The organism is Pseudomonas sp. T1.Ur, assembly GCF_023516725.1.
In the GTDB taxonomy this organism is placed as follows: domain Bacteria; phylum Pseudomonadota; class Gammaproteobacteria; order Pseudomonadales; family Pseudomonadaceae; genus Aquipseudomonas; species Aquipseudomonas alvandae.
Window position 1 is genome coordinate 4,252,605 of the sequence record NZ_JAMGSN010000001.1, and the last position, 25,189, is coordinate 4,277,793.

Here is a 25,189-nt window from a genome sequence, read left to right on the forward strand (position 1 = left end):
ACTCAATTGTCTGCGAAAGATCGCAGCCTCGCTTCGCTCGGCAGCTCCTACACAGCTCCTACACAGCTCCTACGCAGCGCCTACGCAGTTCCTGTGCGCAACTGCCGCGCCGCCGCCACCATGTTCACCAACGCCGCTTCCGTCTCCGGCCACGCCCGGGTCTTCAACCCGCAATCGGGGTTGACCCACAACCGTTCGGCGGGGATGCGCTGCACGGCCTTGCGCATCAGCGCCACCATTTCCGCGGTGTCCGGCACCCGTGGCGAGTGAATGTCGTAGACGCCCGGGCCGATGTCGTTGGGGTAGTCGAACGCTTCGAATGCATCGAGCAATTCCATGTCCGAACGCGAGGTTTCGACGGTGATGACATCGGCGTCCATGTCGGCGATCGCCTTGATCACGTCATTGAATTCGCTGTAGCACATGTGGGTGTGGATCTGGGTCTCATCGCTCACGCCCGACGCGCTCAGGCGGAACGCTTCCACGGCCCAGTCGAGGTATTCCTGCCAGTGCCCGCGCCGCAGCGGCAAGCCTTCGCGAAAGGCCGCTTCGTCGATTTGCACAATAGCGATCCCGGCTTTTTCCAGGTCCAGCACTTCGTCGCGCAAGGCCAGGGCCAACTGTCGAGCCTGGGTTTTGCGTGACACGTCCTCCCGGGGGAAGGACCACATCAGCATGGTCACGGGGCCGGTGAGCATGCCTTTCATGGGTTTGTCGGTGAGACCTTGCGCGTAGCGAATCCAATCGACCGTCATCGCCTCGGGCCGGCTGATGTCGCCAAAGATGATCGCCGGTTTCACACACCGCGAGCCATAGCTCTGTACCCAGCCGAAACGGGTGAAAGCGTAGCCATCCAGTTGTTCGGCGAAATACTCCACCATGTCGTTGCGCTCGGCCTCGCCATGCACCAATACATCCAGGCCCAGGCGTTCCTGGATCTGCACCGCGTGGCGGATTTCGGTGTGCATCGCGTCCTGGTAATCGTTGGCCGACAGCGTGCCTTGCTTGTAGGCCTGGCGCGCCAGGCGAATCGCCGGGGTCTGTGGGAAGGAGCCAATGGAGGTGGTGGGAAACGCTGGCAGCTTGAGCCGCACACGCTGTTGCTCGATGCGCTTGGCAAACGGCGAGCGCCGTTGGCTGTCCTGTGGCCGGATCGCCGCCAGACGCTCCTGGACGTGGGGTTTATGGATACGCGCCGAGGCCGCGCGGCGGGCCTGTACTGCTCGACTGTGGATCAACGCCTGCTGTACGCCAGGCGCCTGCGGATCGTTCAGCGCATCGCGCAACACCGCGACTTCGCCGCACTTCTGCACGGCGAACGCCAGCCAGCTCTTGAGTTCGGGATCGAGTTTGTCTTCGCGCTCCAGATCCACCGGGCTGTGCAGCAGCGAGCAGGACGTGCTGACCCACAGGTTGTCGCCGAAGCGTTCCTGGGCCGGTCGCAACTGCGCCAGCGCCTGCTCCAACTCACAACGCCAGACGTTGCGACCGTTGACCAGGCCCACCGAGAGAATCTTGTAGGTCGGCAGGCGGTCCAGCACTTGCCCCAATTGTTCCGGGGCGCGCACCGCGTCGATGTGCAAGCCGTCCACCGGCAGGCTCACCGCCAGGCCGAGGTTGTCTTCCAGGCCACTGAAATAGGTCGCCACCAGTTTTTTCAGCGGCGAGTACTGGAGGATGTGATAAGCGCGCTCGAAGGCGCTTTTCCAGACCAGTGGCAGGTCAAGGGTAAGAATCGGCTCATCGATCTGCACCCACTCCACGCCCTGGGCCTTGAGGCGATTGAGGATCTCACCGTAGACCGGCAGCAGGCGCTCCAGCAGGTCGAGCTTGTCGAAGTCGTCGCCCTTGGCCTTGCCCAGCCACAGGTAAGTCAGCGGGCCGATGATCACCGGTTTGACCCGATGCCCGAGGGCGTGGGCTTCGTCGACTTCGTCGAACAACTGCTCCCAGCTCAGGGTGAAGGCCTGGTCGGCGGAAAACTCCGGGACCAGGTAGTGATAGTTGGTGTCGAACCACTTGGTCAGCTCCTGGGCGTACGGCGCCTGACCGTGACCGGCACCGCAGCAACGGGTCGTGGCGCCACGGGCCATGGCGAACAGGGTATCGAGCGTCGGCCGGCCCTGGTCATCCAGGGTGCCGTGGAAACGTGGCGGGACGGCGCCCAGCGTCAAGCTGTGGCTGAGCACTTGGTCGTACCAGGCAAAGTCGCCCACCGGCAGCAGGTCGATGCCGGTGTCTTTCTGCAATTGCCAGTGCCGGGCCCGCAGTTCACGCCCAACGGCTTGCAAAGCGGTCGGGGCCAGGTCGCCTTTCCAATAGGCTTCGAGGGCTTTCTTCAATTCGCGGTCGGCGCCGATGCGGGGAAAACCGAGGGTATGGGCCAGGGCCATGGTGAATGTCCTTCTGTAAAAGATGGCGCCATTGTCGACAGCCAGCCCCACATGAGACAAACTCAACCTTTTCGTGTTGATCACAAGTTTTATTCATGGAGCAACCCCGGTGCTTGAACTCCGTCATCTGAAGACGCTGCATGCCTTGCGCGAAGCCGACAGCCTGGTGGAAGCCGCCGAACGCTTGCACCTGACCCAGTCCGCGCTGTCGCACCAATTCAAGGAATTGGAAGAGCGCCTGGGCATGCAGTTGTTCGTGCGCAAGACCAAACCGGTCCGTTTCACCAGCGCCGGCCTGCGCCTGCTGCAACTGGCCGACGCCGCCTTGCCGTTGCTGCGCAGCGCCGAACGGGACATTGCACGGCTGGCAGGCGGCACCGCCGGACGCCTGCACATGGCCATCGAATGCCATAGCTGCTTCCAATGGCTGATGCCGACCATCGACCAGTTCCGCGATGCCTGGCCGGAAGTGGAATTGGACCTGGCCTCGGGCTTCGCCTTCGCCCCGCTGCCGGCCCTGGCCCGTGGCGACCTGGACCTGGTGGTGACGTCCGACCCGCTGGAACTTGCTGGCATCACCTACGTGCCGCTGTTCACCTACGAAGCGATGCTCGCCGTTGCCAACCAGCATCGGCTGGCAGGCAAGCCATACATCGTGCCCGAAGACTTGATCAGCGAAACCCTCATCACTTACCCAGTGGAGCGCGATCGCCTGGACATCTTCACTCGCTTCCTGGAACCGGCCGACATCGAACCGGCCCAGGTCCGCACGTCCGAGCTGACGGTGATGATGATGCAACTGGTCGCCAGCGGCCGGGGTGTCTGCGGCATGCCGCATTGGGCGCTGCACGAATACAGCTCGCGGGGCTACGTGAAGGCCAAGCGGCTGGGGGAGAAAGGCTTGTTCGCCACGCTCTATGCGGCGGTGCGGACCGACATGCTGGATGCGCCGTATATGCGCGATTTCCTGCTGACGGCGAAGGACACGTCGTTTTCCACCCTCGACGGTGTCAGCGCGGTGCGCTGACCGTAGGAGCTGCCGAGCGAAGCGAGGCTGCGATCTTTCACTGACAATTGAGTCACGAGCGAACGCCCAAAAATCCGCGGTGAGTTCAGAGCTCAAGCCACATATGAATTTTGTCGAGGTATTCGTTCCCCACGCGAATCGCCATCGGTTCAAGGCCATACAGCACGAAACCGCAGCGTTGGTAGAGCTTGATCGCCGGCTCGTTGCCGGCGGTGACGGTCAATTGCACGAGGCGCAGGAAGGCATGGCGACGGGCTTCGTCGAGGGCGGCCTGCATCAATTGCTCAGCCAACCCGGTGTGACGATGGGGCTCGACGACGTACATGCCAAACAACGTCGCCTTGTGCCGGGCCTTCAGCCGGGGCTCCAGGGCCAGGCCGACGATACCGACCAGTTCATCCGCCACGAACGCGCCGAGGATCACTTCGAGCCGGCTGGTCAGGCGCGATTCCCACCAATTGATGGGCAGCGCCGCTCGTTCGCTGGCGCTGGAGGTGAAGGCCTGTGGATGAAATTCATAAGCCTGGAGCATCAACTCGCGATAGCCCTCGGCATCACCTGCCTTCAGCCGTCGGATGCTCACGCCGAACGCCGTTGCTCAAGCATCAGTCGCAGGGCCAGCGCACCGAGCACAAAGCCCATGAAATAGCGTTGCGCCGCCAGCCAGGTCGGGTTGTGGACGAACCACGAGGCAATCCCGGCGGCGAACAGCGCGATCAGCAGGTTGACGCTGAAACTGACGCTGATCTGCGTCAGCCCGAGGATGATGCTCTGGGTGAACAGCGAACCGTGTTCCGGGCTGATGAACTGCGGGAACACCGACAGGTAGAACACCGCGATCTTCGGGTTCAGGGCGCTGGTGAGAAAACCCATGGTGATCAGCTTGCGGGTCGAGTCAGCCGGCAACTGCTGGGCCTCGAAGGGCGAGCGCGCGCCGGGTTTCACGGCTTGCCAGGCCAGCCACAACAGGTACAGCGCACCGGCCCATTTCAGCACTTCATAGGCCATGGGCACCGCCAGGAACACCGCCGTCAGCCCCGCCGCAGCGGCAAACATGTGCACGAAGAACCCCGCCACCACCCCTAGCAAAGAAGTGACGCCGGCCTTGCGGCCCTGGCAGATCGAACGGGAAATCAGGTAGATCATGTTCGGGCCGGGCGTGAGCACCATCAACAACGCGGCGGCGGCGAAAATCAGCAGGTCCGGCAAGGGAATCATGGGCGTCATTCCTTGAATCAGCAGGTCGCGAGGCAGTGGGTCCGATAAAACGGCAGGATCACTTCGCCTGTCAATGGCGCCAGCAACACATCGCCGCTGCATGTTGGGTCGACCCAACGCACTTCTTCAATCTCGGCGGCAGGAGAAACCGTCGCATCGGTCTCAAGCAAAAACACTTCGGCCTGCACGATGAACCCCGGCTCATTGGCAGCCGGAGCGCTGAACTGCCCCAGATGACGGGCCTGCTCCGGATCGATCTTGAGCCCAAGTTCTTCTTCCAATTCGCGAGCCAGGGCCTGGACCGGTTGCTCATGGGCTTCGATCTTGCCGCCGGGCTGCATGAAGGCCAGGGTGTCGCGCTTGCGCACCAGCAGGGTCCGGCCGTCCGGGCCGACGAGCAGGGCGGCGGCGATGCGGATCAGGGGGGTGGTCATGTTTTACAGAACCTCAGGCGGAAAATGCCGGGGAGACTACAGATCGCGGCGGCGGGGAGCAAAGCCTGGCGCCATTCCACAACCCAACATGCGCCCCTTGTGGGAGCGAGCTTGCTCGCGATTGAGGTGTGTCAGTCGAAAAATATCTGACTGATACTCCGCTATCGCGAGCAAGCTCGCTCCCACAAGGGAACCGGATCGGCTGTCAGAGCATCATCACCCCAACATCGGCTTCGGCGCCGAAGGATCCGCCTCTTCCTCCGGAATCTTGACGAACACGCTGTACCGCGCCCCTTCCATCGCTTCGAACGCGATGAGCTTTTCGATCAGCGGGCCGCTCATGACCTTGCCGGCGTTGAGCAGCAACATGCCGTTGTCGGCGTTGAGGTTGCGCGCCAGGACCATGCCGGCAGCCAGCTCGCGAGTGGTCACGACCTTCACCGTCGGGTCGGACAGGGTCACGTCTTCCAGGTATTCGGCACACGCCTTGATGAAGTCCTCGACCAGGTCCGGGTCGTACAGCTTGCCGGCGTATTTGCGGATGTAGACCAGCGCTTCGTCGCTGTTCATCTGCCGCTCCAGGATCAACCCGCGCTGCAGCTCGATGAAATCCACCGCCAGCTTCAGCAGCCGCGAGCCGAACGGAATCGCCTCGCCGCGCAGGTGATCGGGGAAGCCGCTGCCGTCCCAACGCTCCTGATGATGAAGGATGATCCGCGCCGCGTCCTTCATCGGGTCGAGCGTCATCAGCAGCGATTCGCTCTGCTTCGGATAGGCGCGGTACAGCTCCAGTTCGCTGTGGTGCAGCATGTCGGCAGGCGTGACCATCATGTTGTCGGTCCAGCTCAGCTTGCCGATGTTGTAGAGCGCCCCGGCCATGGTCAGGTCGCGGTCGGTGGATTCGTCGAGGAAGTTGAGCCGGCTATAGACCCGGAGCAGCTCGATGATCTGCCGGTTGGTCTGCTTGGCCTTGGGCAGGCGCAGGTTGGCGATCAGCGAGAACACTTCGGTGCCGGTCACGTAGCTGCGCTTGAGCTCTTCATAGGCCAGGTCGAGCATGTCGGCGGTCTGCTGCAGCTCGGAAGTGCGCGACGCCACGCGTTTTTCCAGCGTGGCGTTGAGGGTCTTGAGTTGCTGGTTCTGCTCGCGGTTCAGGGCTTCGAGGCGCTGGCGCTCGCTTTCCGAATGCTGGTGGGCCAGGGCTTGGCGCAGGGCCTGCACCAGCTCCTCGTCGTTCCAGGGTTTGCTCAGGTAGCGATAGAGCTGCCCCTCGTTGATCGCCTTGGTCATCATGTCCACGTCGGCGTAACCGGTGAGCAGAATGCGCAGGGTCGAGGGATAAAGCTTGCGGATTTCCGCCAGCAGCGTGGCGCCATCCATGTTCGGCATGCGCGCGTCGGTCATCACCAGATCGACCGGCCGCTCCTTGAGAATCTCCAGCGCCTTGGCGCCGCTGTCGGCCAGCAGGATTTCATACGGCTGGCTGCGCAACAGCCGACGCAGGCTGTTGAGGATCGATTCTTCATCATCTACCAGCAATACCGTCGGTTTTCTTACCGGAACGTCCGGCGATTGATCTTCCATTGGAACCCCCTCCTGTCATTCGACAACCGTTCTACCTTAGCCCCAAAAGACAGGCTAGTAGATTGCGAAAATTTAGAAACAATTCGCCATCACTCACCTCGCGCTTCCGATGAGCCGACTATGCTGTACCCCATGAAGGGCCAAGTACAGGCCGAATACTCATGCTAGCGAAAGGGATATCAGATGTTCCCACGGTTCTGTAGTCCGCATTTCGACGGTGCACGGCCATGAGCCTGTCGTCGGAAAGATCCAATCGGCGAATATTAATTGTCGATGACACGCAAACCATTCATGAGGATTTTCGAAAGATCCTCAGCCCCGACGCAGTCCCCGAAGACAACCTGAGCAGCGCTGAAGAAGCCTTGTTCGGCGCACCGGTGGCGGTTTCCAGCCAGAGTTTCGAACTCGACTCGGCGTTCCAGGGCATGGAAGCCCTGAACAAGGTCGAAACGGCCCTGGCCCAGGGCAAGCCCTTCGCCATGGCCTTTATCGACATGCGCATGCCGCCAGGTTGGGACGGCCTCGAAACCATCGAGCGGCTGTGGCGCGTCGACCCCAAGCTGCAAGTGGCGCTGTGCACGGCTTATTCGGATTATTCCTGGGAAGACATCGCCGATCGCCTCGAATTGGGCGACCGGCTGCTGATCCTGAAGAAACCCTTCGATGCCATCGAAATCCGCCAGATGGCCAGCACCCTGACCGTCAAATGGCAGATGACCGAAGACGCCGCGCTGAAGATGGACATGCTCGAACGGGCCGTGGAGGAGCGCACCCGGGAGCTGGCCGACGCCAACATCATCGTGCAGAACAGCCCGACCATCCTTTATCGCCTGCGCGGCGAACCGCCGTTCCCACTGATGTACATCTCCCACAACATCACCAAGTTCGGCCATGTCGCGGCGCAACTGATCGACTCGCCGGACTGGGCACACATCCTGATCCATCCCGACGACCAGGCCAAGGTCGACGAAGCCATGGTCCGCGTGCTGGACCGCGACAATGCCGGCGCCTCCATCGAATTTCGCATGCGCACCGGCGACGGTACGTACCGCTGGGTCGAGAACCGCTACATTCCAGTGCGCAATGAGCAAGGCCTGCTGCTGGAAGTCGAGGGCATCATCCTCGACATCACCGAGCGCAAGCTGGCCGAGGAGAAGATTGCCCTGCTGGCGCGCACCGATGGCCTGACCGGGCTGGCCAACCGCGCCACCATGATCGAGCGCCTGCACCAGGCCTTCGCCGCCGCACGCCGGGGCGCGGCGCCGTTCGCGATGTTCTACCTGGACCTGGACCACTTCAAGCGCATCAACGACACCCTCGGCCACCCGATCGGCGACCTGCTGTTGCAGGAAGTCGCGGCGCGCATCAAGGCCTGTACCCGGGAGAACGATGTGGTCGCGCGCCTGGGCGGCGACGAATTCGCCATCCTGCAACTGGACGTCCACGAAGCGACCCACTGCGCCGCGCTCGCGGCGAAGATCCGCGACACGCTGGTGGCGCCCTACTCCCTGGACGGCAATGACGTGCGCATTTCCGTGAGCATCGGCATCAGTCTTTACACCCCGCAAAGCCCGAGTGCCGACAGCCTGATGGCGCAGTCCGACATGGCCCTCTATCGCTCCAAGGAAAAGGGCCGCAACCAGTATCACTTCCACAACGAGGAAATTAACCAGGAAGTGATGGACCGGGTCGCCCTGGCCAATGACCTGCGCCAGGCCATCGAGAATAACGAGCTTCAACTGCACTACCTGCCGGAAGTCGACCTTGGCACCGGCAAAATCCTCGGCATGGGCGTGCAGGTGCGCTGGAACCATCCCGAACGCGGCTGGCTCGAACCGGCGGCGTTCATGCCCGCCGCCGAGAAAACCGGGATCATCATCGGCCTCGGCCACTGGGTACTCGACCAGGCCTGCCAGCAGATGCGCCAATGGCGCGACCAGGGCATGGCGCCGCCGGTGATCGCCATCGACCTGTCCCTGACCCAGCTCAAGACCGGCCCCGAGCTGATCTACGACGTACTGCGCACCACCGCACGCTGGGAGCTGGCGCCCTGGGACCTGCGCTTCGACGTCACCGAAGCGACCCTGGCCCAGACCAAATGGACCCACAACGACGTGTTGCCACGCCTGTGCGAACTGGGCGTGCAGGTCGCCATCGATGATTTCGGCACCGAGTATTCGTCGTTCGATTACCTGAAGACGTACCGGGTCAACCATCTCAAGCTCGCCCAGCGCTTTCTCGACAGCGCCAGTGACGACCCGGAAAACGCCTCGACCCTGCGGGCAATCATCAACTTCGCCCGGGACGTGGGCATCGGCATCATCGCCGAAGGCGTCGAGACCCAGGAGCAACGCACCACGCTGATGTCCAGCGGCGGCCCAATGCAGGCCCAGGGGCATTACTTCAGCACCGTGGTGGACAGCGGCCAGGCCGCCGAACTGCTCAAGGCCGGGACCATCATTCCCGTGGTGGATCACTGGACCCGGCCGGCCAGCCAGCTATCGGAGAGCAACCCATGAACCCCATGTCGGTACCCGCCAACCGGCGAATCCTCGTGGTGGACGACACACCCGCCATTCACCAGGACTTTCGCAAGATCCTCAGCCCCAGCGCCGGCAATGACGACTCGCTGGACGACACCGAGAGCCTGTTGTTCGGCACGCCACAGGTCAATCGGTTGCAGTTCCAGATCGACTCGGCCTACCAGGGCGAAGAGGCGCTGGAGCTGGTCAAGCGCGCCCAGGCCGAGGGCCAGCCCTATGCGCTGGTGTTCGCCGACATGCGCATGCCGCCGGGCTGGGACGGCCTGCAAACCATCGAACAACTCTGGAAAGCCGACCCGCGCTTGCAGATCGCCCTGTGCACGGCGTTTTCCGACTACTCGTGGGAAACCATGTCCGAACGCATCGAGTTCGATGATCAGTTGCTGATCCTCAAGAAGCCGTTCGACACGCTGGAAATCCGCCAGATGGCCAGTGCCATGACTTGGAAATGGCAACTGGCGCAGGACGCAGCGCGCAAGATGCGCACCCTGGAACGGACGATCGAAGAGCGGGTCCAGGAATTGCTCAAGGTCTCCCATCTGCTGCAATACGACGTGCTCACCGAGCTGCCCAACAGCATGTTGCTCGGTGATCGCCTGACCCAGGCCTTGGCCCAATGCCGCCGCCACGATCGGCAACTGGCGGTGATGTTCATCGGCCTGGACCGCTTCAAGCGCATCAACAATGCCCTGGGCCACCCGGTGGGCGATGAAATGCTCAAGCGCGTGGCGCGGACGCTGGCAACCGTGGTGCGTGAGTCAGATTCGGTGTTTCGCTACGGCTCCGACGAGTTCGTGGTGATCCTGGGGGACGTCACCGATTCGCAATTGACCAAGGGCGTGGCGGAAAAACTGCTGGCGGCAATCAATTCCCCACACCCCATCGATGGCCACGACCTGACGGTTACGGCGAGCCTGGGCATCAGCGTGTATCCAGCCGACGGCTTCGACGCCGTGGCGCTGATCAAGAAAGCCGAGACGGCGATGCGCAACGTCAAGGAAAACGGCCCCAACGACTACCGCTTTTTCACCGAGGACATGAACCGCCGGGCACGGCAGCAGCAGACCATCGAGTCCGGCCTGCGCCTGGCCCTGCAGCGCAAGGAGTTCGTGCTGCATTACCAGCCCAAGCTCGACCTGGCGAGCGGCAAGGTGGTCGGTGTCGAGGCGCTGGTGCGCTGGAACCGGCCCGACCACGGCCTCGTCTACCCGTCGGACTTCATCCCGGTGGCCGAGGACAGCGGCCTGATCGTGCCGCTGAGCCAATGGGTGCTCCAGGAAGCCTGCCAGCAGGCGTGTCGCTGGCAGGCCGAGGGCATGCGGCCGCTGTACTTGTCGGTCAACGTCTCGGCCATCGATTTTCGCCAGCGCGGTTTCGTCGACGGCATCGCCCGTACCCTCAAGGAAACCGGCCTGGACCCGACACAGTTAGAACTGGAGATCACCGAAAGCGTGCTCATGCAGAACATCGACGCCACCGTTGCCACGCTCAAGGCCATCAAGCACCTGGGTATCCGGCTGGCGATCGATGACTTCGGCACGGGTTATTCAAGCCTGAGCTACCTGCAGAAATTTCCGGTGGACGTGCTGAAGATCGACCAGTCGTTCGTCGGTGACCTGAGTATCGACAGTAACGACGCCAAACTGGTGAGCACCATCATCAGCCTGGGCAAGAGCCTGAACCTGCACATCATTGCCGAAGGCGTGGAGACCCGGGACCAACTGGAATTCCTGAAGATCCACCAGTGCGAAGAGGTGCAGGGCTATTACTTCAGCAAGGCCGTGGAACCACAAGCGTTCAGCCAATGGATGGCCGAATGGGAACAACGCCCGAACCCGTTTTCGTAAGCGCCAGAGTTCATAAACCCCGTTTCAAGGAAAGCACCCCATGGCGTCACACGGATTGATTCTGGCTCTCGGCCTGCTCGTGGGATGGAGCACGGCCGCTCACGCCGAGCCACTGGACGAACCGCTCAAGCCGCTGCCTGCCGTCCCGAACCTGGACCCCAAGCGGGTCCAGTTGGGCCAGCGGCTGTTCAATGACCCACGGCTGTCGGTCAACAACACGCTGTCCTGCGCCAGCTGCCATCGCCTGGACAAGGGCGGTGCCGACGACAAGGCGTTTTCCCTGGGCTTCGACGGCAAGCCGGTGGAAGTCAATACGCCCACCGTGTTCAACGCCAGCCTGAACTTCCATCAGTTCTGGGACGGCCGCGTCGACAGCCTGGAAGAACAGGTGCACAGGGTAGTCATCAGCCCGACGGAAATGGGCAGCACCTGGGAAGCGGTGGTCAAGCGCATCGCCGATGATCCGGACTATGCCAAGGCGTTTTCCAACGCCTATCCCGACGGGGTCAATGAACCGAATATCCGCAACGCCCTGGCCGACTATGAGCGCACCCTGCTGACCCCCAACTCGCGCTTTGACCAGTACCTGCTGGGCAACACCGACATCCTCACGCCTCGGGAAAAATTCGGTTACCAGCGCTTCAAGGAATATGGCTGCATCGCTTGCCATCAAGGCGTGAACATCGGCGGCAACATGTTCCAGAAGTTCGGCGTCATGGGCGACTACATCGCGGACCGCGGCACCCCCACCCGGGCAGACGAAGGGCGCTTCAACGTCACCGGCGACGAAGCCGACCGCCAGGTATTCAAGGTGCCGAGCCTGCGCAACGTCGCCCGCACCGCGCCGTATTTCCACGGTGGCTCGGCGCCAACCCTGGAACGTGCCGTAGAGGTCATGTTCAAGTACCAACTGGGCCGCGAGCCCCTGAAAAACGATACCGAGCTGATCGTCGAATTCCTCAAGACCCTGACTGGTGAATGGGAGGGCAAGCCGCTATGACCCTCTCCCGCCGCCTCGGCCTGGCCTTCATCGGTGTATTGCTGGCTTCGATTTTGTTGTTCATGTACATCGAGTCGGGTGCCCAGCAGGCCGCCTCGCACATTGAATCAAGGGACCTGATCCGCCTGCTCAAACAGCAGGATGCGATCTGGGAAAACGAAGTGCTCAAGTCCCGGGTTGCCCTGAGCCGCAATTACGATCCGCTGGTTTCACCCTTGAATGAAATGGCACGCCTATGGCAGCGCCTGGATGCGATCGAGTCGGAAACGGGACGTCACGCCCCCTCGCTCTGGTCAACCCAGCGCGACGAGTACCTCAAGGCAGTCAAGGAAAAAACCCGCCTGGTGGAGCAATTCAAGTCCCACAACGCGGTGCTGCGCAACTCCCTGGCCTTTCTGCCCACCGCCGAGGACGACATACAGCGACAATTCGCCCAACTGTCCGACGAAGACAAGCTCCGGCTGCAAGGCGCCACCATCGACACCTACGACCTGTTGCTCAGCACGCTGGAGTTCGCCCAGGTCACCACCCAGGACCAGGCTGCCGAAATCCTGATGGGCCTGAACCAACTGGACATCAACAAGGAGCGACTGCCAGCGGGGCTCGTCAGCTCCGTCGATATTCTTCGCCGACATATCGCGCTGATCCTTCGCGAGCAACCGTTGGTCAATCAACTGATGCACGATTTCGACGCAGTCCCTCTCGCTGCCCGGTTGGATACCATCACCAACCTGTTGGAAAAGGACCAAGAGGTCGCCGCCGCCAAGCACCAGCGCAACCACGTTCTGCTGCTGGTGTTCGCCACCTTCCTGGTGCTGATATTGATCTGGCTGGCCGTCCGGCTGGTACGCAGTTTCAGCGAAATCAAGCGGGTCAACAGTGCCCTGCAAACCGCCAACGACGAACTCGAACAACGGGTCGAGGAACGGACCCGCCAGCTCAAGGACACCCAGAGCGAACTGATGGACACTGCCCGCCAGGCCGGCATGGCGGAAATCGCCACCAACGTGTTGCACAACGTGGGCAACGTGCTCAACAGCGTGAACATTTCCGCCGACCTGGTCAGCCGCAAGCTGCGCAGCAGCAAGGCCCTGGGGCTGGGCAAGGCGATGAACCTGATCAACGAGCACAGCCACGACCTGGGGCATTTCCTCACCGAGGACGAAAAAGGCAAGCTGCTGCCCGGCTACCTCAACCAGTTGGTGGAAGCCATCGCGGTGGAACAACAAGGCCTGACCGATGAACTGGCGCAACTGAGCAAGAGCGTCGATCACATCAAGGACATCGTTTCCACGCAGCAATCCTACGCCGGCGCCAACACCTTGATGGAACCGCTGGTGGTCAGCGAACTGCTCGAAGATGCCCTGCGCATGAACTCCGGCGCCCTGACCCGCCACCATGTGACGGTGATCAAGGAGTACGGCGAGGTGCCACGGATCATGGGCGACAAGCACCGCCTGCTGCTGATCCTGATCAACCTGATCAGCAATGCCAAATACGCCATGGCCGGGGTTTCCAACCACGCGCGGAACATGACCCTCAAGGCCACGGTCGTAGACGAAGAGCTGCAGATCAGTGTCAAGGACGAAGGCGAAGGCATCCCGGCGGAAAACATGACGCGCATCTTCGCCCATGGTTTTACCACCCGTAAGGACGGCCACGGGTTCGGCCTGCACAGTTGCGCACTGGCGGCGATTGAAATGAACGGCCACCTCACCGTACACAGCGAGGGGCCCGGGACCGGGGCGACATTCGTACTGCAACTGCCCCTGAAACTTGCAGAAGGTGAGCCATGAACAGCATGAGCAACCGGCGCATCCTCTTGATCGACGATACGCCCGCCATCCATGACGACTTCCGAAAGATCCTGACGCCTGAAGACGAAAGCAACGCCGGTCTGCAGGACATGGAAAGCGCATTGTTCGGCGAAGCACCGAAGGCCGTCACCACGGTGTTCGAACTGGATTCGGCCTACGGCGGCCAGGAGGGCCTGGCCAAATTGCAGCAGGCCCTGGCAAAGGAGCGCCCTTATGCCCTGGCGTTTGTCGACATGCGCATGCCCGAAGGCTGGGACGGCGCCAAGACCATCGAGGAGCTGTGGAAGGTCGACCCGCAACTGCAAGTGGTGGTGTGCACCGCGTACTCGGATTATTCCTGGGACGAATTGCTCGACCGCCTGAACGGCCACGACCGGCTGCTGATATTGAAAAAACCCTTCGACAACATCGAAGTCCAGCAGATGGCCAACACCCTGACCACCAAATGGGAAATGACCTCCCGCGCCCGCTTGAAAATGAACAAGCTCGAAGACCTGGTGGAACAACGCACCCTGGCGTTCAAGCAGGCCAGCGAGCTGCTGCAGATGGAAATCGATGAGCGCAAGCTGCTCGAGACCCAACTGGTGCAGTCGGAAAAACTCGCCTCGCTGGGCCAATTGGCGGCCGGCGTCGCCCACGAAATCAACAACCCGATCGGCTTCATTTCGTCCAACCTTGGCGCCTTGGGGGGTTATTTCAGCAAGCTCGAGGAAATGCTCCAGGCCTACGGCAGTGCCGAGCAAGCCATTGCCTCGCCGGAACTGGTGATGAACCTGAAGAGCCTGCGCCAGGAGGTGGAACTGGATTTCCTGGTCGAAGACATTCCGGTCCTGATCAAGGAATCCAAGGACGGCATCGCCCGCGTCGGGCAGATCGTCAAGGACCTCAAGGACTTCTCCCGGGTGGACTCCAGCCAGGAATGGCAGATGGCGAATTTGCAGCAGGGCATGGATTCGACGTTGAACATCGTCGCCAACGAAATCAAGTACAAGGCCGACGTGGTCAAGCAATACACCCCGCTGCCGGAAGTCGAATGCCTGCCGTCGCAGATCAACCAGGTGATCATGAACCTGATCGTCAACGCCGCCCAGGCCATCGGCCCGGAACGCGGCACCATCACCCTGCGCAACGGCGTCGAAGGCGACCATGTCTGGATCGAAGTCGCTGACAACGGCTCGGGCATCCCACCGGAAACCCTGCAGAAAATCTTCGACCCGTTCTTCACCACCAAACCCATCGGCCAAGGCACGGGGCTTGGGTTGTCGCTGTCCTACGGCATCGTGAAGAAACACAACGGCGAGATCACGGTGAGCAGTGAGGTGGGCGTGGGGACGACGTTCCGGGTGGAACTGCCGGTGCGGCAGATGAAGTTGGCGGGGTGAGTGACCCCACCGCATAGTTGCTGCGAGGGAGAGCTTTTTGTGGCGAGGGAGCTTGCTCCCGCTGGGCCTGTAGGCGCTGGGTAGGGGCTGCGTAGGAGCTGCCGAGTGAAACGAGGCTGCGATCTTGTCCCAGACAATTGAGTCGAAAGCGAAAGCGAAAGATCAAGATCAAGATCAAGATCAAGATCAAGATCAAGATCAAAAGATCGCAGGCTTCGCCAGCTCCTATGTATGGACTCGCCCCCACTGTCAACCTGCGTTTGAACACCGATACCCGGTTGCATCTATGTATAAGGCCTGTTCGAGGAAGCATGATCAGCTTCTGGCCAACATTGGGTGAGCTCGCGGTATGCCGATTACAGTGAGGCCTCAAGGGCCGGTAGGAGCTCAGGCATCTATCCGCGACGGTCTGACCTGGGGTCAATGTTCCTTAGCAAGGGTTGAGGCGGCTCAGCGCCCCGGTGGCACAACTCGGTAAATTAATGGTCCATCGCAGCCTCCGGACTAGACGCCGGTTGGCGACGATAGGTTTCTTCGTTTTGAAGCAATACCCAGATGATTCGTAGGTTGCGGTTGGCCAGTCGTACAGCCGCGCCTTTTTGGCCGTGACGGCTCAGCCAGCGTCGCAGTCGCCGATCATCTGGATGATCCGAATCCGGCCGCACCTGTTTCAACACCGCGTGCGCCCCCTGGATCGTCAAGCTTCGCAGGTAGGCATCACCACGCTTGCACATCTTGCCCAGTCTCACCGTCTGCCCGGTGCTGTGTTGTTCGGGCACGGTGCCGAAGTAGGCAGCAAATTGCCGGGCATTTTTGAACCTCTCAGGTTCGGTCTGCTTGGCCAATACTGCGGTGGCGATGATGGGGCCGATACCGCGTACCGTCATCAGCCGCTTCGCTGTTTCGTCTTCACGAGCCGCGACTTCCAGCCGCCCCGTCAGCACGCGGATACGTTCGCCCATCTGGCTCCACTCGCCCATCAACTCGGCGATCAGTTCTCGCAACATGTCCGGCAATGGTTGGGTGGCATCCTCCAGTAACCGGGGAATATTTCGATCAAGGGAGGTTTCACCTTGCGCAATGGCAATCCCATGCTCGAGCAGCAAACCGCGCATCTGATTACCCAGGGCGGTACGCCGCCGCACATAACCCTGCCGGGCCCGATGCAGCGCCTGCATGGCCAGTTGTGCCGTACTTTTGACCGGCACGGCTGCAATGCCCTTGTCCCGACCTGCCCGCAATATCGCCAGCACATCATTGCGATCGTTCTTGGCGCCGCTACGATGCTCGGCCACACGCTGCGCTGGCAGGATCCGCACCGCATTGCCCTGTTGCTGCAACTGTCGCGCCCAGGCCTGCGCCCCTGGCCCCGTTTCCATCAACACTGTCAGGCCTGTGGGCAATTGGTGCAGGAACTTCAAAAAGGCTTCACGCGACTTGATTCGTTGTTCGTAAATGACCTGGCCGAGAGCGTCTTCTCCGGCCACCTGGAACACGTTCTTGGCAAGATCCACCGCCAGGGTCGAACAGGCCGAAACATCGGCTGGAGACAGGCTGGTTTTGGTCGTATGCTTTTTCATGGGCTCGCCCTCGCTGTCGTTGGCTTCTTAAGAATGCCACCGTGGCGCTACAGACGCCTCGGCTTGGGCGAGTCCATCCAATTACAGAGCCGAGCGGGAGCAAGCTCCCTCGCCACGGGGTGGCATTCCACGCTAATGTCTCGCCAATCGCCCTCCCCCAAGGAACCCGCATGAGCCTATCGTTGCTGAGCCGCTACGCCTTCTTCGCCGGCTGCGTGATCTTCACCCTCGCCAGCCTGCCGTTCCTGTAACACGACTGGCTCTGGCCATTTGCGCTGGTGACGGGGCTGCTGAGCCTGCTGGGGCTGTTCGACCTGTTGCAAAGCCGCCACGCCGTGCGGCGCAACTACCCGATCCTGGGCAACATCCGTTACCTGGTCGAAGGCATCCGCCCGGAGATCCGCCAGTACCTGCTCGAATCCGACAGCGACGCCCTGCCCTTCTCCCGGGCCCAGCGCTCGCTGGTGTATTCACGGGCCAAGAACGAAAGCGCCGACAAACCGTTCGGTACCTTGATCGACGTCTACCAGACCGGCTTCGAATTCATCGGCCACTCCATGCGCCCGGCACCGTTGAGCGATCCCAGCGGTTTTCGCGTGACGGTCGGCGGCCCGCAGTGCACCCAGCCGTACTCGGCCTCGGTGTTCAACATCTCGGCGATGAGCTTCGGCTCCCTGAGCGCCAACGCCATCCGGGCGTTGAACCAGGGCGCCAAGCTCGGCAACTTCGCCCATGACACCGGCGAAGGCAGCATCAGCCCCTACCACCGTGAACACGGTGGCGACCTGACCTGGGAGTTGGGCAGCGGCTATTTCGGTTGCCGCACCAGCGACGGGCGCTTCGACCCGGAGCGCTTCGCCGCCCAGGCCCGGAACCCGCAGGTGCGGATGATCGAAATCAAGATGAGCCAGGGCGCCAAGCCCGGCCACGGCGGGATCCTGCCCAAGCACAAGGTCACCCGGGAAATCGCCGAGACCCGTGGCATCCTCATGGGTGAGGATTGTGTATCGCCGTCCCGCCACAGCGCGTTTTCCACGCCGATCGAACTGATGCAATTCGTCCAGCAATTGCGCGAGTTGTCCGGTGGTAAACCGGTGGGCTTCAAGTTCTGCCTCGGGCATCCGTGGGAGTTCATGGGCATTGCCAAGGCCATGTTGGAAACCGGCATCCTGCCCGACTTCATCGTCGTCGATGGCAAGGAAGGCGGTACGGGCGCCGCGCCAGTGGAGTTCACCGACCACATCGGCGTGCCGCTGCGCGAAGGCCTGCTGTTCGTGCACAACACCCTGGTGGGCCTGAACCTGCGGGACAAGATCAAGCTCGGCACCAGCGGCAAGATCATCAGCGCCTTCGACATCGCCAGCGTCCTGGCCATCGGCGCCGACTGGGCCAACGCCGCGCGCGGCTTCATGTTCGCCATCGGCTGCATCCAGTCGCAAAGCTGCCACACCAACAAATGCCCCACCGGCGTCGCCACCCAGGACACCCTGCGCCAGCGCGCCCTGGTCGTCCCGGACAAGGCCCAGCGGGTCTACAACTTCCACCGCAACACCCTCAAGGCCCTGGCGGAAATGCTCGCTGCCGCCGGGCTCGAGCATCCTTCGCAATTGCAGCCCAAGCATTTGGTGCGGCGGATGTCGGCGACCGAGGTGAAGTTGTTCTCTCAGTTGCATGTGTTTTTGAAGCCGGGGGAATTGCTGACGGGTGAAGTTAACGGCATGTTCTATTCGCGGATGTGGCAGATGGCGCGGGCGGACAGTTTTGAGCCGCGGAAAATATCGGTGGCGTAACTTGCGAGCAAACACTGCTCTTGTGGCGAGGGAGCTTGCTCCCGCTGGGTTGCGAAGCAGCCCCAACAATGGCGCGACGCATGGATTAATCAGACCGAGCCAGCCGGTATACGGCTGCTGCGCAACCGAGCGGGAGCAAGCTCCCTCCCTACGGGGTTTGTAGGTACGCTACTAGCGCGGATCGACGCGATCCAGCGTCCAGTTTGTATTATCAGGCGTGACGCTCCAGTACCGCCATCAATTCCCATCGACCGGCAGGTTAAGCGAATGAAATTTGAGTGCTACAGCGTCGCTGACTTTTATCTGCTCGACCAATACAACGCCATATCGCTTTATAAAATTTTCATCAGGCGAATAAGCACCACGGCTAACCAGATAATAAAAATTCTCCGGCCGTGCCTTTGAAACCAAGTCCTCCTTTAACTGGCCCTCACTCCTCACGCTTAATGAAGAACCCAAAAACTTAAAGCACATTCCAAATTCCAGGTACTGCCGGGCATACATCGGCCACTGCACCGGTTTTTTTATCAACCCACTCACCAAATCACTTATCTCACTGGTTGGCTTTAGTTGATTCCAAAAAGTAAACACTGGCTTATGCTCTGTAAATAGCGGCGTCATCGAAAACACAAAAATCAACGCCCCCAAGCTTACTCGTATCGTCAGCCCCTTAACAAAGTCCAAAGCCAATGCAAGTAACATCAGCACAGCCGGCAGCAAAACTATCATATTTCGCATGGTAATAATCGGCTGAAAATAAACAGAACGCACGTAAGGAACCACAATACAAACCACCACCCACAGAGCAAATAAATTTAGCCATGCAATTGGCCGCTCACTGGCGACGCATTTAGCGACCAAAACTATCAACAGCCCCCCCATTACAAAAGACAAAAATAAGTTACCAAAATACAAAGTAAACAGCTCGATAAAGAAAAGATCTTGAGGCGGTGGCACCCAAAAATCCGTTCGATCCAATGTGGAGTGAATGTGGGGTAGCAGTGGGGAGAGGCATAACACTATAAATAGACCCGCAGATCCGAAGCGGTACAACTGCCTCTTGTCCCAAGGCGACTCCAGCATATCGATCAACACCAGCAACGCCTGCGCGAAAACAACCAAAAACCCAAAATAATGCGTATTGACAAGAAATGCTGCCACGACTGAATAAGCAAAAATATTTGACCAACCCAACGTTCTCATCGCCCGAATAAGGAACACGAATGAGAGCGTCGTCAGCAATACGAGCAATTGATATGAGCGTATTTCTTGAGAATATGTAATCAGATAAAAATTAACTGCCGTAAGCCAGGCAGCATACAAACCTACGCGCACATTATAGATTTGTCGCCCGAGTACAAATATAGCTGGGATCAACACCGCCCCGAAGAAGGAGGAAAGGTACCTTCCGCCCATTTCGCTCAGACCAAAAACCTTGTAGAAAACCCATAACACCATCTGAAAAAAAGGCGGATGTACGTCGCTCACCGTTTTATGGAAAACATAGGAAAAACTGTTTTCCGGCTGACTGACCGCCACACTGAATAGTTCATCCAACCACAGTGGTTCCTCGGTAATATTGCGCAACCTTAAATAGGCACCGAACAGAATCGCTGCCGATAGGGATAAGTAAGCCCTCACATGCTCTTCGCGAAGATCAAATTTCATCGGACACCTTCCTTCTACTCACTTCGATCAGCAACACACTCCCCAACCCCACCGCAAACCACAACGTCACCAACCTCAGCAAAACCGTTGCCGCCACCGCCTCTCCCAGCGTCGCACCACCGGACACCCGCAACCCCACCATCAGGCCCGCACCACCATGGCGAACAGATCCGAAAGTCGTTCACTGAACAAAGCGGCGAAACGATTGGTCGACTGGTCAAGTTCCATACTCGTGCGCAATGGATTCACATACAGGCCCGGCGCGGCCCAACGCGCGTTTTACGAGGATTCGATCAATTTGCTGGAGACCCAGGGCCATATGACATCGCGAACCGCCCAGTTCGCAGGCAAGGTCACAGACCATAGCACTGGCCGCCTCCCAAGGTTTTGCTGAGGTTGGCGAGCGGGCATTCGGTGTCAACACCGTTGACGTCAGGGAAGAGTTGATCTGGTACAGAGATTGGAGCTCAAGGACTACCGTGTTCCCAACTGTTTTTGTCTTCATCAGCACAACGCCATATTGCCTCATGAAGTTTTCTTCAGGTAAAGCAATGCCCTGAGTTGCGAGGTAGTAGAACTTTTCCGGCAGCTCCTTCGACAATAGATCACGCATAAACTGATCATGCCCTCTGACAGTCAATGACGAGCCTAACAGCTTAAAATACATGCCGAACTCCACATTTTGTTTGGCATACATTGGCCACTGCGTAGGTATTTGTATCAGTCCCGCGACAACGTCGCGCATCTGACTGACTGGCGTCAATTGATTTTCAAAAGTGTGCACGGGTTTAAAGCTGGTGAATATCGGCGTCATCGAAAAACATAAAATCAAGACACCCAAACCTATTCGCGCCCATCGCTCCTTAAACAGACTTAACGCAAATGCGAGCAATACCAATATGACCGGAAGCAAAATAATCAAATTTCGCATCGTCAGGACAGGTTGAACATAAAGAGAATACAAATAAGGAACAACCATGCACGTCACGATCCAAACAACAAAAATACAGCAACGGAAATCCTTTACCGTTTCCAAGCACTTAGCAACCGCAACCACCAACAAGACCATCGACACAATAGACAAAGGCAAACTTCCAAAATACAAAATGAAAAGTTCTATAAAAAAATGATCATTGGGCACCGGAACCCAGAAATCTCCATGATCCAACCTTGCGTACATATATGGAATTTGTGGCGCTACGCAAAGCAATATAAAAAAACCAGCAAGACTGAAGTGATACAGTCGCCGTTTGTCCCAAGGTGACTCAAGCATACCGATCAATACCAGCAGTGCTTGAGCAAAAACGACTAGAAATCCAAAATAGTGAGTACTGACGAGCATTGCCGCCGTCAAGGAGTAAACAAAGACATGAAATCCATCCAGCGTTCGCATCGCCTTGATGAATACCACAAACGACACTATTGTCAATAAGGCGAGTAGTTCATAAGAACGTATCTCCTGAGAGTATACAATCAGGTAAAAATTAACTGCCGCAAACCAAGCGACATACAAACCAACACGAAGATCAAATATTTGTCGACCCAATGCAAACACAGCGGGGATCAACATAATTCCGAACGCAGCAGAAAGATATCTTCCTACCATTTCGCCAAAACCGAAAATTTTATAAAAAACCCACAACACCCATTGAAAAAATGGCGGATGCACATCACTCAACGTCTGGTGAAAAACGTCAAAAAAACTGTTTTCCGGCTGACTGACCGCCACACTGAATAGCTCATCCAGCCACAAAGAATGTTCGGTAATATTGCGCAATCGTAAATAAGCACCGAACAAAATCGCTGCCGATAAGGATAAGTAAACCCTCACATGCTCTGCGCGAAGATCAAATTTCATCGGATACCTTCCTTCTGCCTACTTCGATCAGCAACACACTCCCCAACCCCACCGCAAACCACAACGTCACCAACCTCAGCAGAACCGTCGCCGCCACCGCCTCTCCCAGCGCCGCACCACCGGACACCAACAACCCCACCATCACCACTTCCGCACCACCCAATCCACCCGGCATGAAGCTCACGGCGCCCGCCAACATTGAAACGGCGTAGATAAACGCCGCGCCCCCCAGCGCAACCTCAAGCCCCATGTCCTGCAAGATCCAATAAAACGCCAACGCTTCCAGGCTCCACGCGGCGATCCCCAAGGCCGACGTACCGAGCAAACGGTACGGCGTATGGCAGCGACGGACTTGGCGTAGTACATCGACAACACTGCGCAACATTCGGAAAAACCACCCTTGCCGGGCGTCGATGCGCTGCGTGATAGCGGCCACGAATGGCTCATGAGCGATAAACACCACACTGCATATCAGCAGCACCAGGCAAACGATGATCGGCAACAGCCACTCGCGATGCCCACTCAACCCGATCAAGGCCAACACCACCATGGCGAACAGATCCGAAAGCCGCTCGCTGAATAAAGCGGCGAAACTATCGGCGTAAGGCACACCCCAACGCCTGAGCAAAACACCGCGCAACGCTTCGCCTGCCTTGCCGGGCGTGGTGGTCAGGGCGAAGCCCGCCAGATAGATCTTCAAGCTTGGCCACCAGGACAGCCGATGCTGCAACGCCTGTAAATACATCTGCCAGCGCAAGAAACGCAGGCCGTAACCGAGCAGGACCAAGCCCAAAACTTGCAACGCACCGAACCACCCCACCCGGCTGATCGCATCGCCCACCGCCGACCAGCCGCTCCACAGGGAGACGCCAAGGTAGGCCAAGGCCGAGCAGACCACCGAACCGATCAGCAGCCGATAACGCCAGCCCGATAACAGCAGGGCCTGGCTCACAGGTTCAATCGCTTGAACAGGGGTTGGGGCAGCGCACGGATGAGGAACATGATCCAGGACCAGAACCTGGGCACATAAAGCACCGCCACCTTGCGCTCGATACCCGCGACAATTCGACGGGCAACGGCCTCCGGTTGCACCACCAGCAACGCCGGCAGAGCCAAACCTTGGGTCATCGGCGTATCGACAAAACCGGGCTTGATGGTGATGACATGTACACCCACCTTGAACAACCGTGCGCGCAAGCCTTCGCAAAAAGTGGAGACGGCCGCCTTGGCCGAGCCATACACATAATTGGAGGGACGCCCCCGATCCCCCGCAACGGAAGATATGACGGCCAGTGTGCCGCTGCGCTGGGCGGCCAATTGATTTGCCAACAAGGTCATCAACGCGATCACTGTGCTGCCGTTATTGGCGAATTCGGCCATTGCCAGCTCAACGTCTCGCTCACAGGCGGGTTGATCGGGCAGCGTGCCGTAGGCGATCAGGCAAATGTCCACGGTTTGCAGCGCTCCCAAGCAGCGCTGCAGCATGTCGTGGTGCAGGGCGGTGTCGTTGGCATCCATGACATATGGCACCGCCGCCCTGGCGCCGCGAGCAAGCAAGTCCGCGCAGGTTTGCTGCAGTTTGTGCGCATCCCTGGCCACAAGGAAAAACTCGCACCCGTCATTGGCCCAGAGCCGGGCGCAAGCATTGGCGATGGCTGAAGTAGCGCCCACGATCAGTATTTTTTTCATCGGGTGACTCGCTGCCAGAAACGGGACATCAGCGCCGGGTCACGCATGGCTTCCAATTGCTCCCAGGCGGGGTAGGCTCGCTGAAAGTCGCTGGCGCTCATGTGCGCATCCTTGGCCGGATACAACCGACCACCGGCCTCATGAACAATGGCATCCAGACGCGGCAGCAAGGCATTGCTCAGGACGCGGTTCTGAGGGAAATCCAAGGCCAGCGACACTCCGGGCATGGGAAAGGACAGCAACCCCGGAGAATCGACATCGCCACAACGCTTGAGTACCGCCAGAAATGAACCCCCGCCGCAGCGGGAAATGACTCTTAGCAACTGGGCCAGTGCGTCCTCGGCTACCGATTGCGGTATTACGCACTGAAACTGTTGGAACCCCTTTCGCCCGTAGATTCGATTCCAGTGCTCGATGCCGTCCAGCGGATAAAAGAAGGGACTGTAGGCAATGGCCTGGGCTTTACGACTCGCCGGTTGCAGATGCCAATAACAGCGGTTGAACATGCCCACCATGAATGGGTTGACCAAGGACACCGGCGGCCGGACAGGGATGTTCATGGCGCGGATGGCCGGGGCTTCGAGCAGCCCGTGTTCGCTGTGATCGCCAACGGTAATGACCCCGCGCCCCAAGCCAGCCCCCTTAGCCAGGCAATCGATCCAGGCCACGCTGTATTCGTGAGCAGCATCGAGTTCTGTCGACAAGGCAAAGAACTCGCTCAATCGACCAAATCGCACCCGAGTCGTATCGATCCGGCTGGATCGGATCTTGCGCAGGCGAATGCTCACCCAACTGATAACACCCGTCAGGCCCAAACCGCCGAGGGTGGCGGCAAACCACTGGGGATTTTCCGTCGGCGAACACACCATTGGAGATTGCCCGGACCGGTGTAGGCCAAAGCACAGGACCGAGTGGGCAAACGTCCCGCGGCGGTGGTGATTCTTGCCATGGACATCGTTGGCCACCGCCCCGCCCAGGGTCACGTGACGGGTTCCCGGGGTCACTTGTAGGAACCACCCACGAGGAACCGAAAGCTCAAGCACCTCGCCCAGGGTAACGCCAGCCTCGGCACAGATTTCTCCCGTTTGCCAATCGGCCTCGATGAAACGGTTCAAGGGACGCAGGTGCAACACATGGTCACTTTCGGCCAGGCAACTGTCACCGTAGCTGCGGCCATTGCCGAACGGCAACGTCGAGCCATGCTCATCGGCCACTCGCCGCATTTGGCCGTCCAGATCATTGCGCCAGGCACACGGGTGAGCCACTTGCGGCTCAGCGGGATATTGGCCCCATGAAGTCAGGGGAATGCTCATCTCTGATACCGCGCCGACATTTTGGTGAAACTGGCTTTGGCTTCAC

At 59.5% G+C, this 25,189-nt stretch carries 17 protein-coding genes and 1 pseudogene; 7 read left to right on the forward strand and 11 right to left on the reverse strand.

Features of this window, described 5'->3' with window-relative positions:
• Positions 1-80: 80 nt before the first annotated feature.
• The gene (gene metE, locus M8Q45_RS19015) at positions 81-2,393 is read right to left on the reverse strand and encodes a 5-methyltetrahydropteroyltriglutamate--homocysteine S-methyltransferase (protein ID WP_249875961.1); all 2,313 of its coding nucleotides are present in this window, start codon (positions 2,391-2,393) and stop codon (positions 81-83) included.
• Positions 2,394-2,502: 109 nt separating this feature from the next.
• Here metE and metR point away from each other — a divergent pair, with 109 nt between their 5' ends.
• Complete coding sequence (gene metR, locus M8Q45_RS19020) at positions 2,503-3,420, forward strand: transcriptional regulator MetR (protein WP_060740854.1); 918 nt, start codon at positions 2,503-2,505, stop codon at positions 3,418-3,420.
• Positions 3,421-3,505: 85 nt separating this feature from the next.
• Here the strand turns inward: metR and M8Q45_RS19025 are convergent, their stop codons facing one another.
• The 4 genes from M8Q45_RS19025 to nosR form a co-directional block, all read right to left on the reverse strand.
• Positions 3,506-4,003: a GNAT family N-acetyltransferase gene (locus M8Q45_RS19025; RefSeq protein WP_249875962.1), complete on the reverse strand. Its 498-nt coding sequence runs from the start codon at positions 4,001-4,003 to the stop codon at positions 3,506-3,508.
• Positions 4,000-4,638 (reverse strand): LysE family translocator, encoded by a 639-nt coding sequence (locus tag M8Q45_RS19030; RefSeq protein ID WP_123417158.1) that lies wholly within the window; start codon positions 4,636-4,638, stop codon positions 4,000-4,002. Before M8Q45_RS19030 ends, M8Q45_RS19025 begins: the two co-directional genes overlap by 4 nt.
• A 17-nt stretch (positions 4,639-4,655) precedes the next feature.
• A complete protein-coding gene (locus tag M8Q45_RS19035) occupies positions 4,656-5,072 on the reverse strand; it encodes an NUDIX hydrolase (RefSeq protein ID WP_249875963.1) in 417 nt (138 codons plus the stop codon).
• A gap of 216 nt (positions 5,073-5,288) precedes the next feature.
• Positions 5,289-6,656 (reverse strand): response regulator c-di-GMP phosphodiesterase, NosR family, encoded by a 1,368-nt coding sequence (nosR, locus tag M8Q45_RS19040; RefSeq protein ID WP_249875964.1) that lies wholly within the window; start codon positions 6,654-6,656, stop codon positions 5,289-5,291.
• Between the two features lie 227 nt (positions 6,657-6,883).
• Between nosR and M8Q45_RS19045 the strand changes: the two genes are divergently transcribed.
• The 5 genes from M8Q45_RS19045 to M8Q45_RS19065 are packed head-to-tail and all read left to right on the forward strand — an operon-like array spanning position 6,884 to position 15,245.
• Positions 6,884-9,175, forward strand: a complete 2,292-nt coding sequence (locus tag M8Q45_RS19045; RefSeq protein WP_249875965.1) for an EAL domain-containing protein — start codon at positions 6,884-6,886, stop codon at positions 9,173-9,175.
• Positions 9,172-11,046: an EAL domain-containing protein gene (locus tag M8Q45_RS19050; RefSeq protein ID WP_249875966.1), complete on the forward strand. Its 1,875-nt coding sequence runs from the start codon at positions 9,172-9,174 to the stop codon at positions 11,044-11,046. The genes M8Q45_RS19045 and M8Q45_RS19050 overlap by 4 nt, the downstream gene beginning before the upstream one ends.
• Positions 11,047-11,086: 40 nt before the next feature.
• Positions 11,087-12,046, forward strand: a complete 960-nt coding sequence (locus tag M8Q45_RS19055; protein WP_249875967.1) for a cytochrome-c peroxidase — start codon at positions 11,087-11,089, stop codon at positions 12,044-12,046.
• Positions 12,043-13,842: a DAHL domain-containing sensor histidine kinase gene (locus M8Q45_RS19060; protein ID WP_249875968.1), complete on the forward strand. Its 1,800-nt coding sequence runs from the start codon at positions 12,043-12,045 to the stop codon at positions 13,840-13,842. Before M8Q45_RS19055 ends, M8Q45_RS19060 begins: the two co-directional genes overlap by 4 nt.
• Entirely contained in the window at positions 13,839-15,245 is a 1,407-nt protein-coding gene (locus tag M8Q45_RS19065; RefSeq protein ID WP_249875969.1) for an ATP-binding protein, read from the forward strand. The genes M8Q45_RS19060 and M8Q45_RS19065 overlap by 4 nt, the downstream gene beginning before the upstream one ends.
• 479 nt (positions 15,246-15,724) lie before the next feature.
• Here M8Q45_RS19065 and M8Q45_RS19070 read toward each other — a convergent pair whose 3' ends face one another.
• Positions 15,725-16,825: an IS110 family RNA-guided transposase gene (locus tag M8Q45_RS19070; RefSeq protein WP_249875193.1), complete on the reverse strand. Its 1,101-nt coding sequence runs from the start codon at positions 16,823-16,825 to the stop codon at positions 15,725-15,727.
• A 170-nt stretch (positions 16,826-16,995) separates the two neighbouring features.
• Here M8Q45_RS19070 and M8Q45_RS19075 point away from each other — a divergent pair.
• Positions 16,996-18,615: pseudogene (locus M8Q45_RS19075) on the forward strand (FMN-binding glutamate synthase family protein).
• A 237-nt stretch (positions 18,616-18,852) separates the two neighbouring features.
• On the opposite strand, the gene M8Q45_RS19080 reads toward M8Q45_RS19075, so the two are convergent.
• The 5 genes from M8Q45_RS19080 to M8Q45_RS19100 all read right to left on the reverse strand — a co-directional run bounded on the left by M8Q45_RS19080 (position 18,853) and on the right by M8Q45_RS19100 (position 25,143).
• The gene (locus M8Q45_RS19080; RefSeq protein ID WP_249875970.1) at positions 18,853-20,283 is read right to left on the reverse strand and encodes a glycosyltransferase family 39 protein; all 1,431 of its coding nucleotides are present in this window, start codon (positions 20,281-20,283) and stop codon (positions 18,853-18,855) included.
• A gap of 217 nt (positions 20,284-20,500) precedes the next feature.
• On the reverse strand, positions 20,501-22,141 hold the full coding sequence (locus tag M8Q45_RS19085; protein WP_249875971.1) for a glycosyltransferase family 39 protein: 1,641 nt from the start codon (positions 22,139-22,141) through the stop codon (positions 20,501-20,503).
• On the reverse strand, positions 22,131-23,093 hold the full coding sequence (locus tag M8Q45_RS19090; protein ID WP_249875972.1) for a lysylphosphatidylglycerol synthase transmembrane domain-containing protein: 963 nt from the start codon (positions 23,091-23,093) through the stop codon (positions 22,131-22,133). Before M8Q45_RS19090 ends, M8Q45_RS19085 begins: the two co-directional genes overlap by 11 nt.
• Positions 23,090-23,830 carry an SDR family oxidoreductase gene (locus tag M8Q45_RS19095; protein ID WP_249875973.1) on the reverse strand — a complete coding sequence of 247 codons (741 nt, stop codon included), beginning with the start codon at positions 23,828-23,830 and terminating at the stop codon, positions 23,090-23,092. Before M8Q45_RS19095 ends, M8Q45_RS19090 begins: the two co-directional genes overlap by 4 nt.
• A complete protein-coding gene (locus M8Q45_RS19100; protein WP_249875974.1) occupies positions 23,827-25,143 on the reverse strand; it encodes an FAD-binding oxidoreductase in 1,317 nt (438 codons plus the stop codon). The genes M8Q45_RS19095 and M8Q45_RS19100 overlap by 4 nt, the downstream gene beginning before the upstream one ends.
• Positions 25,144-25,189: the final 46 nt, after the last annotated feature.

Coding starts and splice junctions, on each gene's coding strand:
- M8Q45_RS19095 (WP_249875973.1), bottom strand. CDS start 23,830: ATGAAAAAAATACTGATCGTGGGCGCTACTTCAGCCATCGCCAATGCT.
- M8Q45_RS19060 (WP_249875968.1), top strand. CDS start 12,043: ATGACCCTCTCCCGCCGCCTCGGCCTGGCCTTCATCGGTGTATTGCTG.
- M8Q45_RS19030 (WP_123417158.1), bottom strand. CDS start 4,638: ATGATTCCCTTGCCGGACCTGCTGATTTTCGCCGCCGCCGCGTTGTTG.
- M8Q45_RS19070 (WP_249875193.1), bottom strand. CDS start 16,825: ATGAAAAAGCATACGACCAAAACCAGCCTGTCTCCAGCCGATGTTTCG.
- M8Q45_RS19085 (WP_249875971.1), bottom strand. CDS start 22,141: ATGAAATTTGATCTTCGCGCAGAGCATGTGAGGGTTTACTTATCCTTA.
- M8Q45_RS19055 (WP_249875967.1), top strand. CDS start 11,087: ATGGCGTCACACGGATTGATTCTGGCTCTCGGCCTGCTCGTGGGATGG.
- M8Q45_RS19045 (WP_249875965.1), top strand. CDS start 6,884: ATGAGCCTGTCGTCGGAAAGATCCAATCGGCGAATATTAATTGTCGAT.
- M8Q45_RS19100 (WP_249875974.1), bottom strand. CDS start 25,143: ATGAGCATTCCCCTGACTTCATGGGGCCAATATCCCGCTGAGCCGCAA.
- metE (WP_249875961.1), bottom strand. CDS start 2,393: ATGGCCCTGGCCCATACCCTCGGTTTTCCCCGCATCGGCGCCGACCGC.
- M8Q45_RS19065 (WP_249875969.1), top strand. CDS start 13,839: ATGAACAGCATGAGCAACCGGCGCATCCTCTTGATCGACGATACGCCC.
- M8Q45_RS19035 (WP_249875963.1), bottom strand. CDS start 5,072: ATGACCACCCCCCTGATCCGCATCGCCGCCGCCCTGCTCGTCGGCCCG.
- nosR (WP_249875964.1), bottom strand. CDS start 6,656: ATGGAAGATCAATCGCCGGACGTTCCGGTAAGAAAACCGACGGTATTG.
- M8Q45_RS19080 (WP_249875970.1), bottom strand. CDS start 20,283: ATGAAATTTGATCTTCGCGAAGAGCATGTGAGGGCTTACTTATCCCTA.
- M8Q45_RS19050 (WP_249875966.1), top strand. CDS start 9,172: ATGAACCCCATGTCGGTACCCGCCAACCGGCGAATCCTCGTGGTGGAC.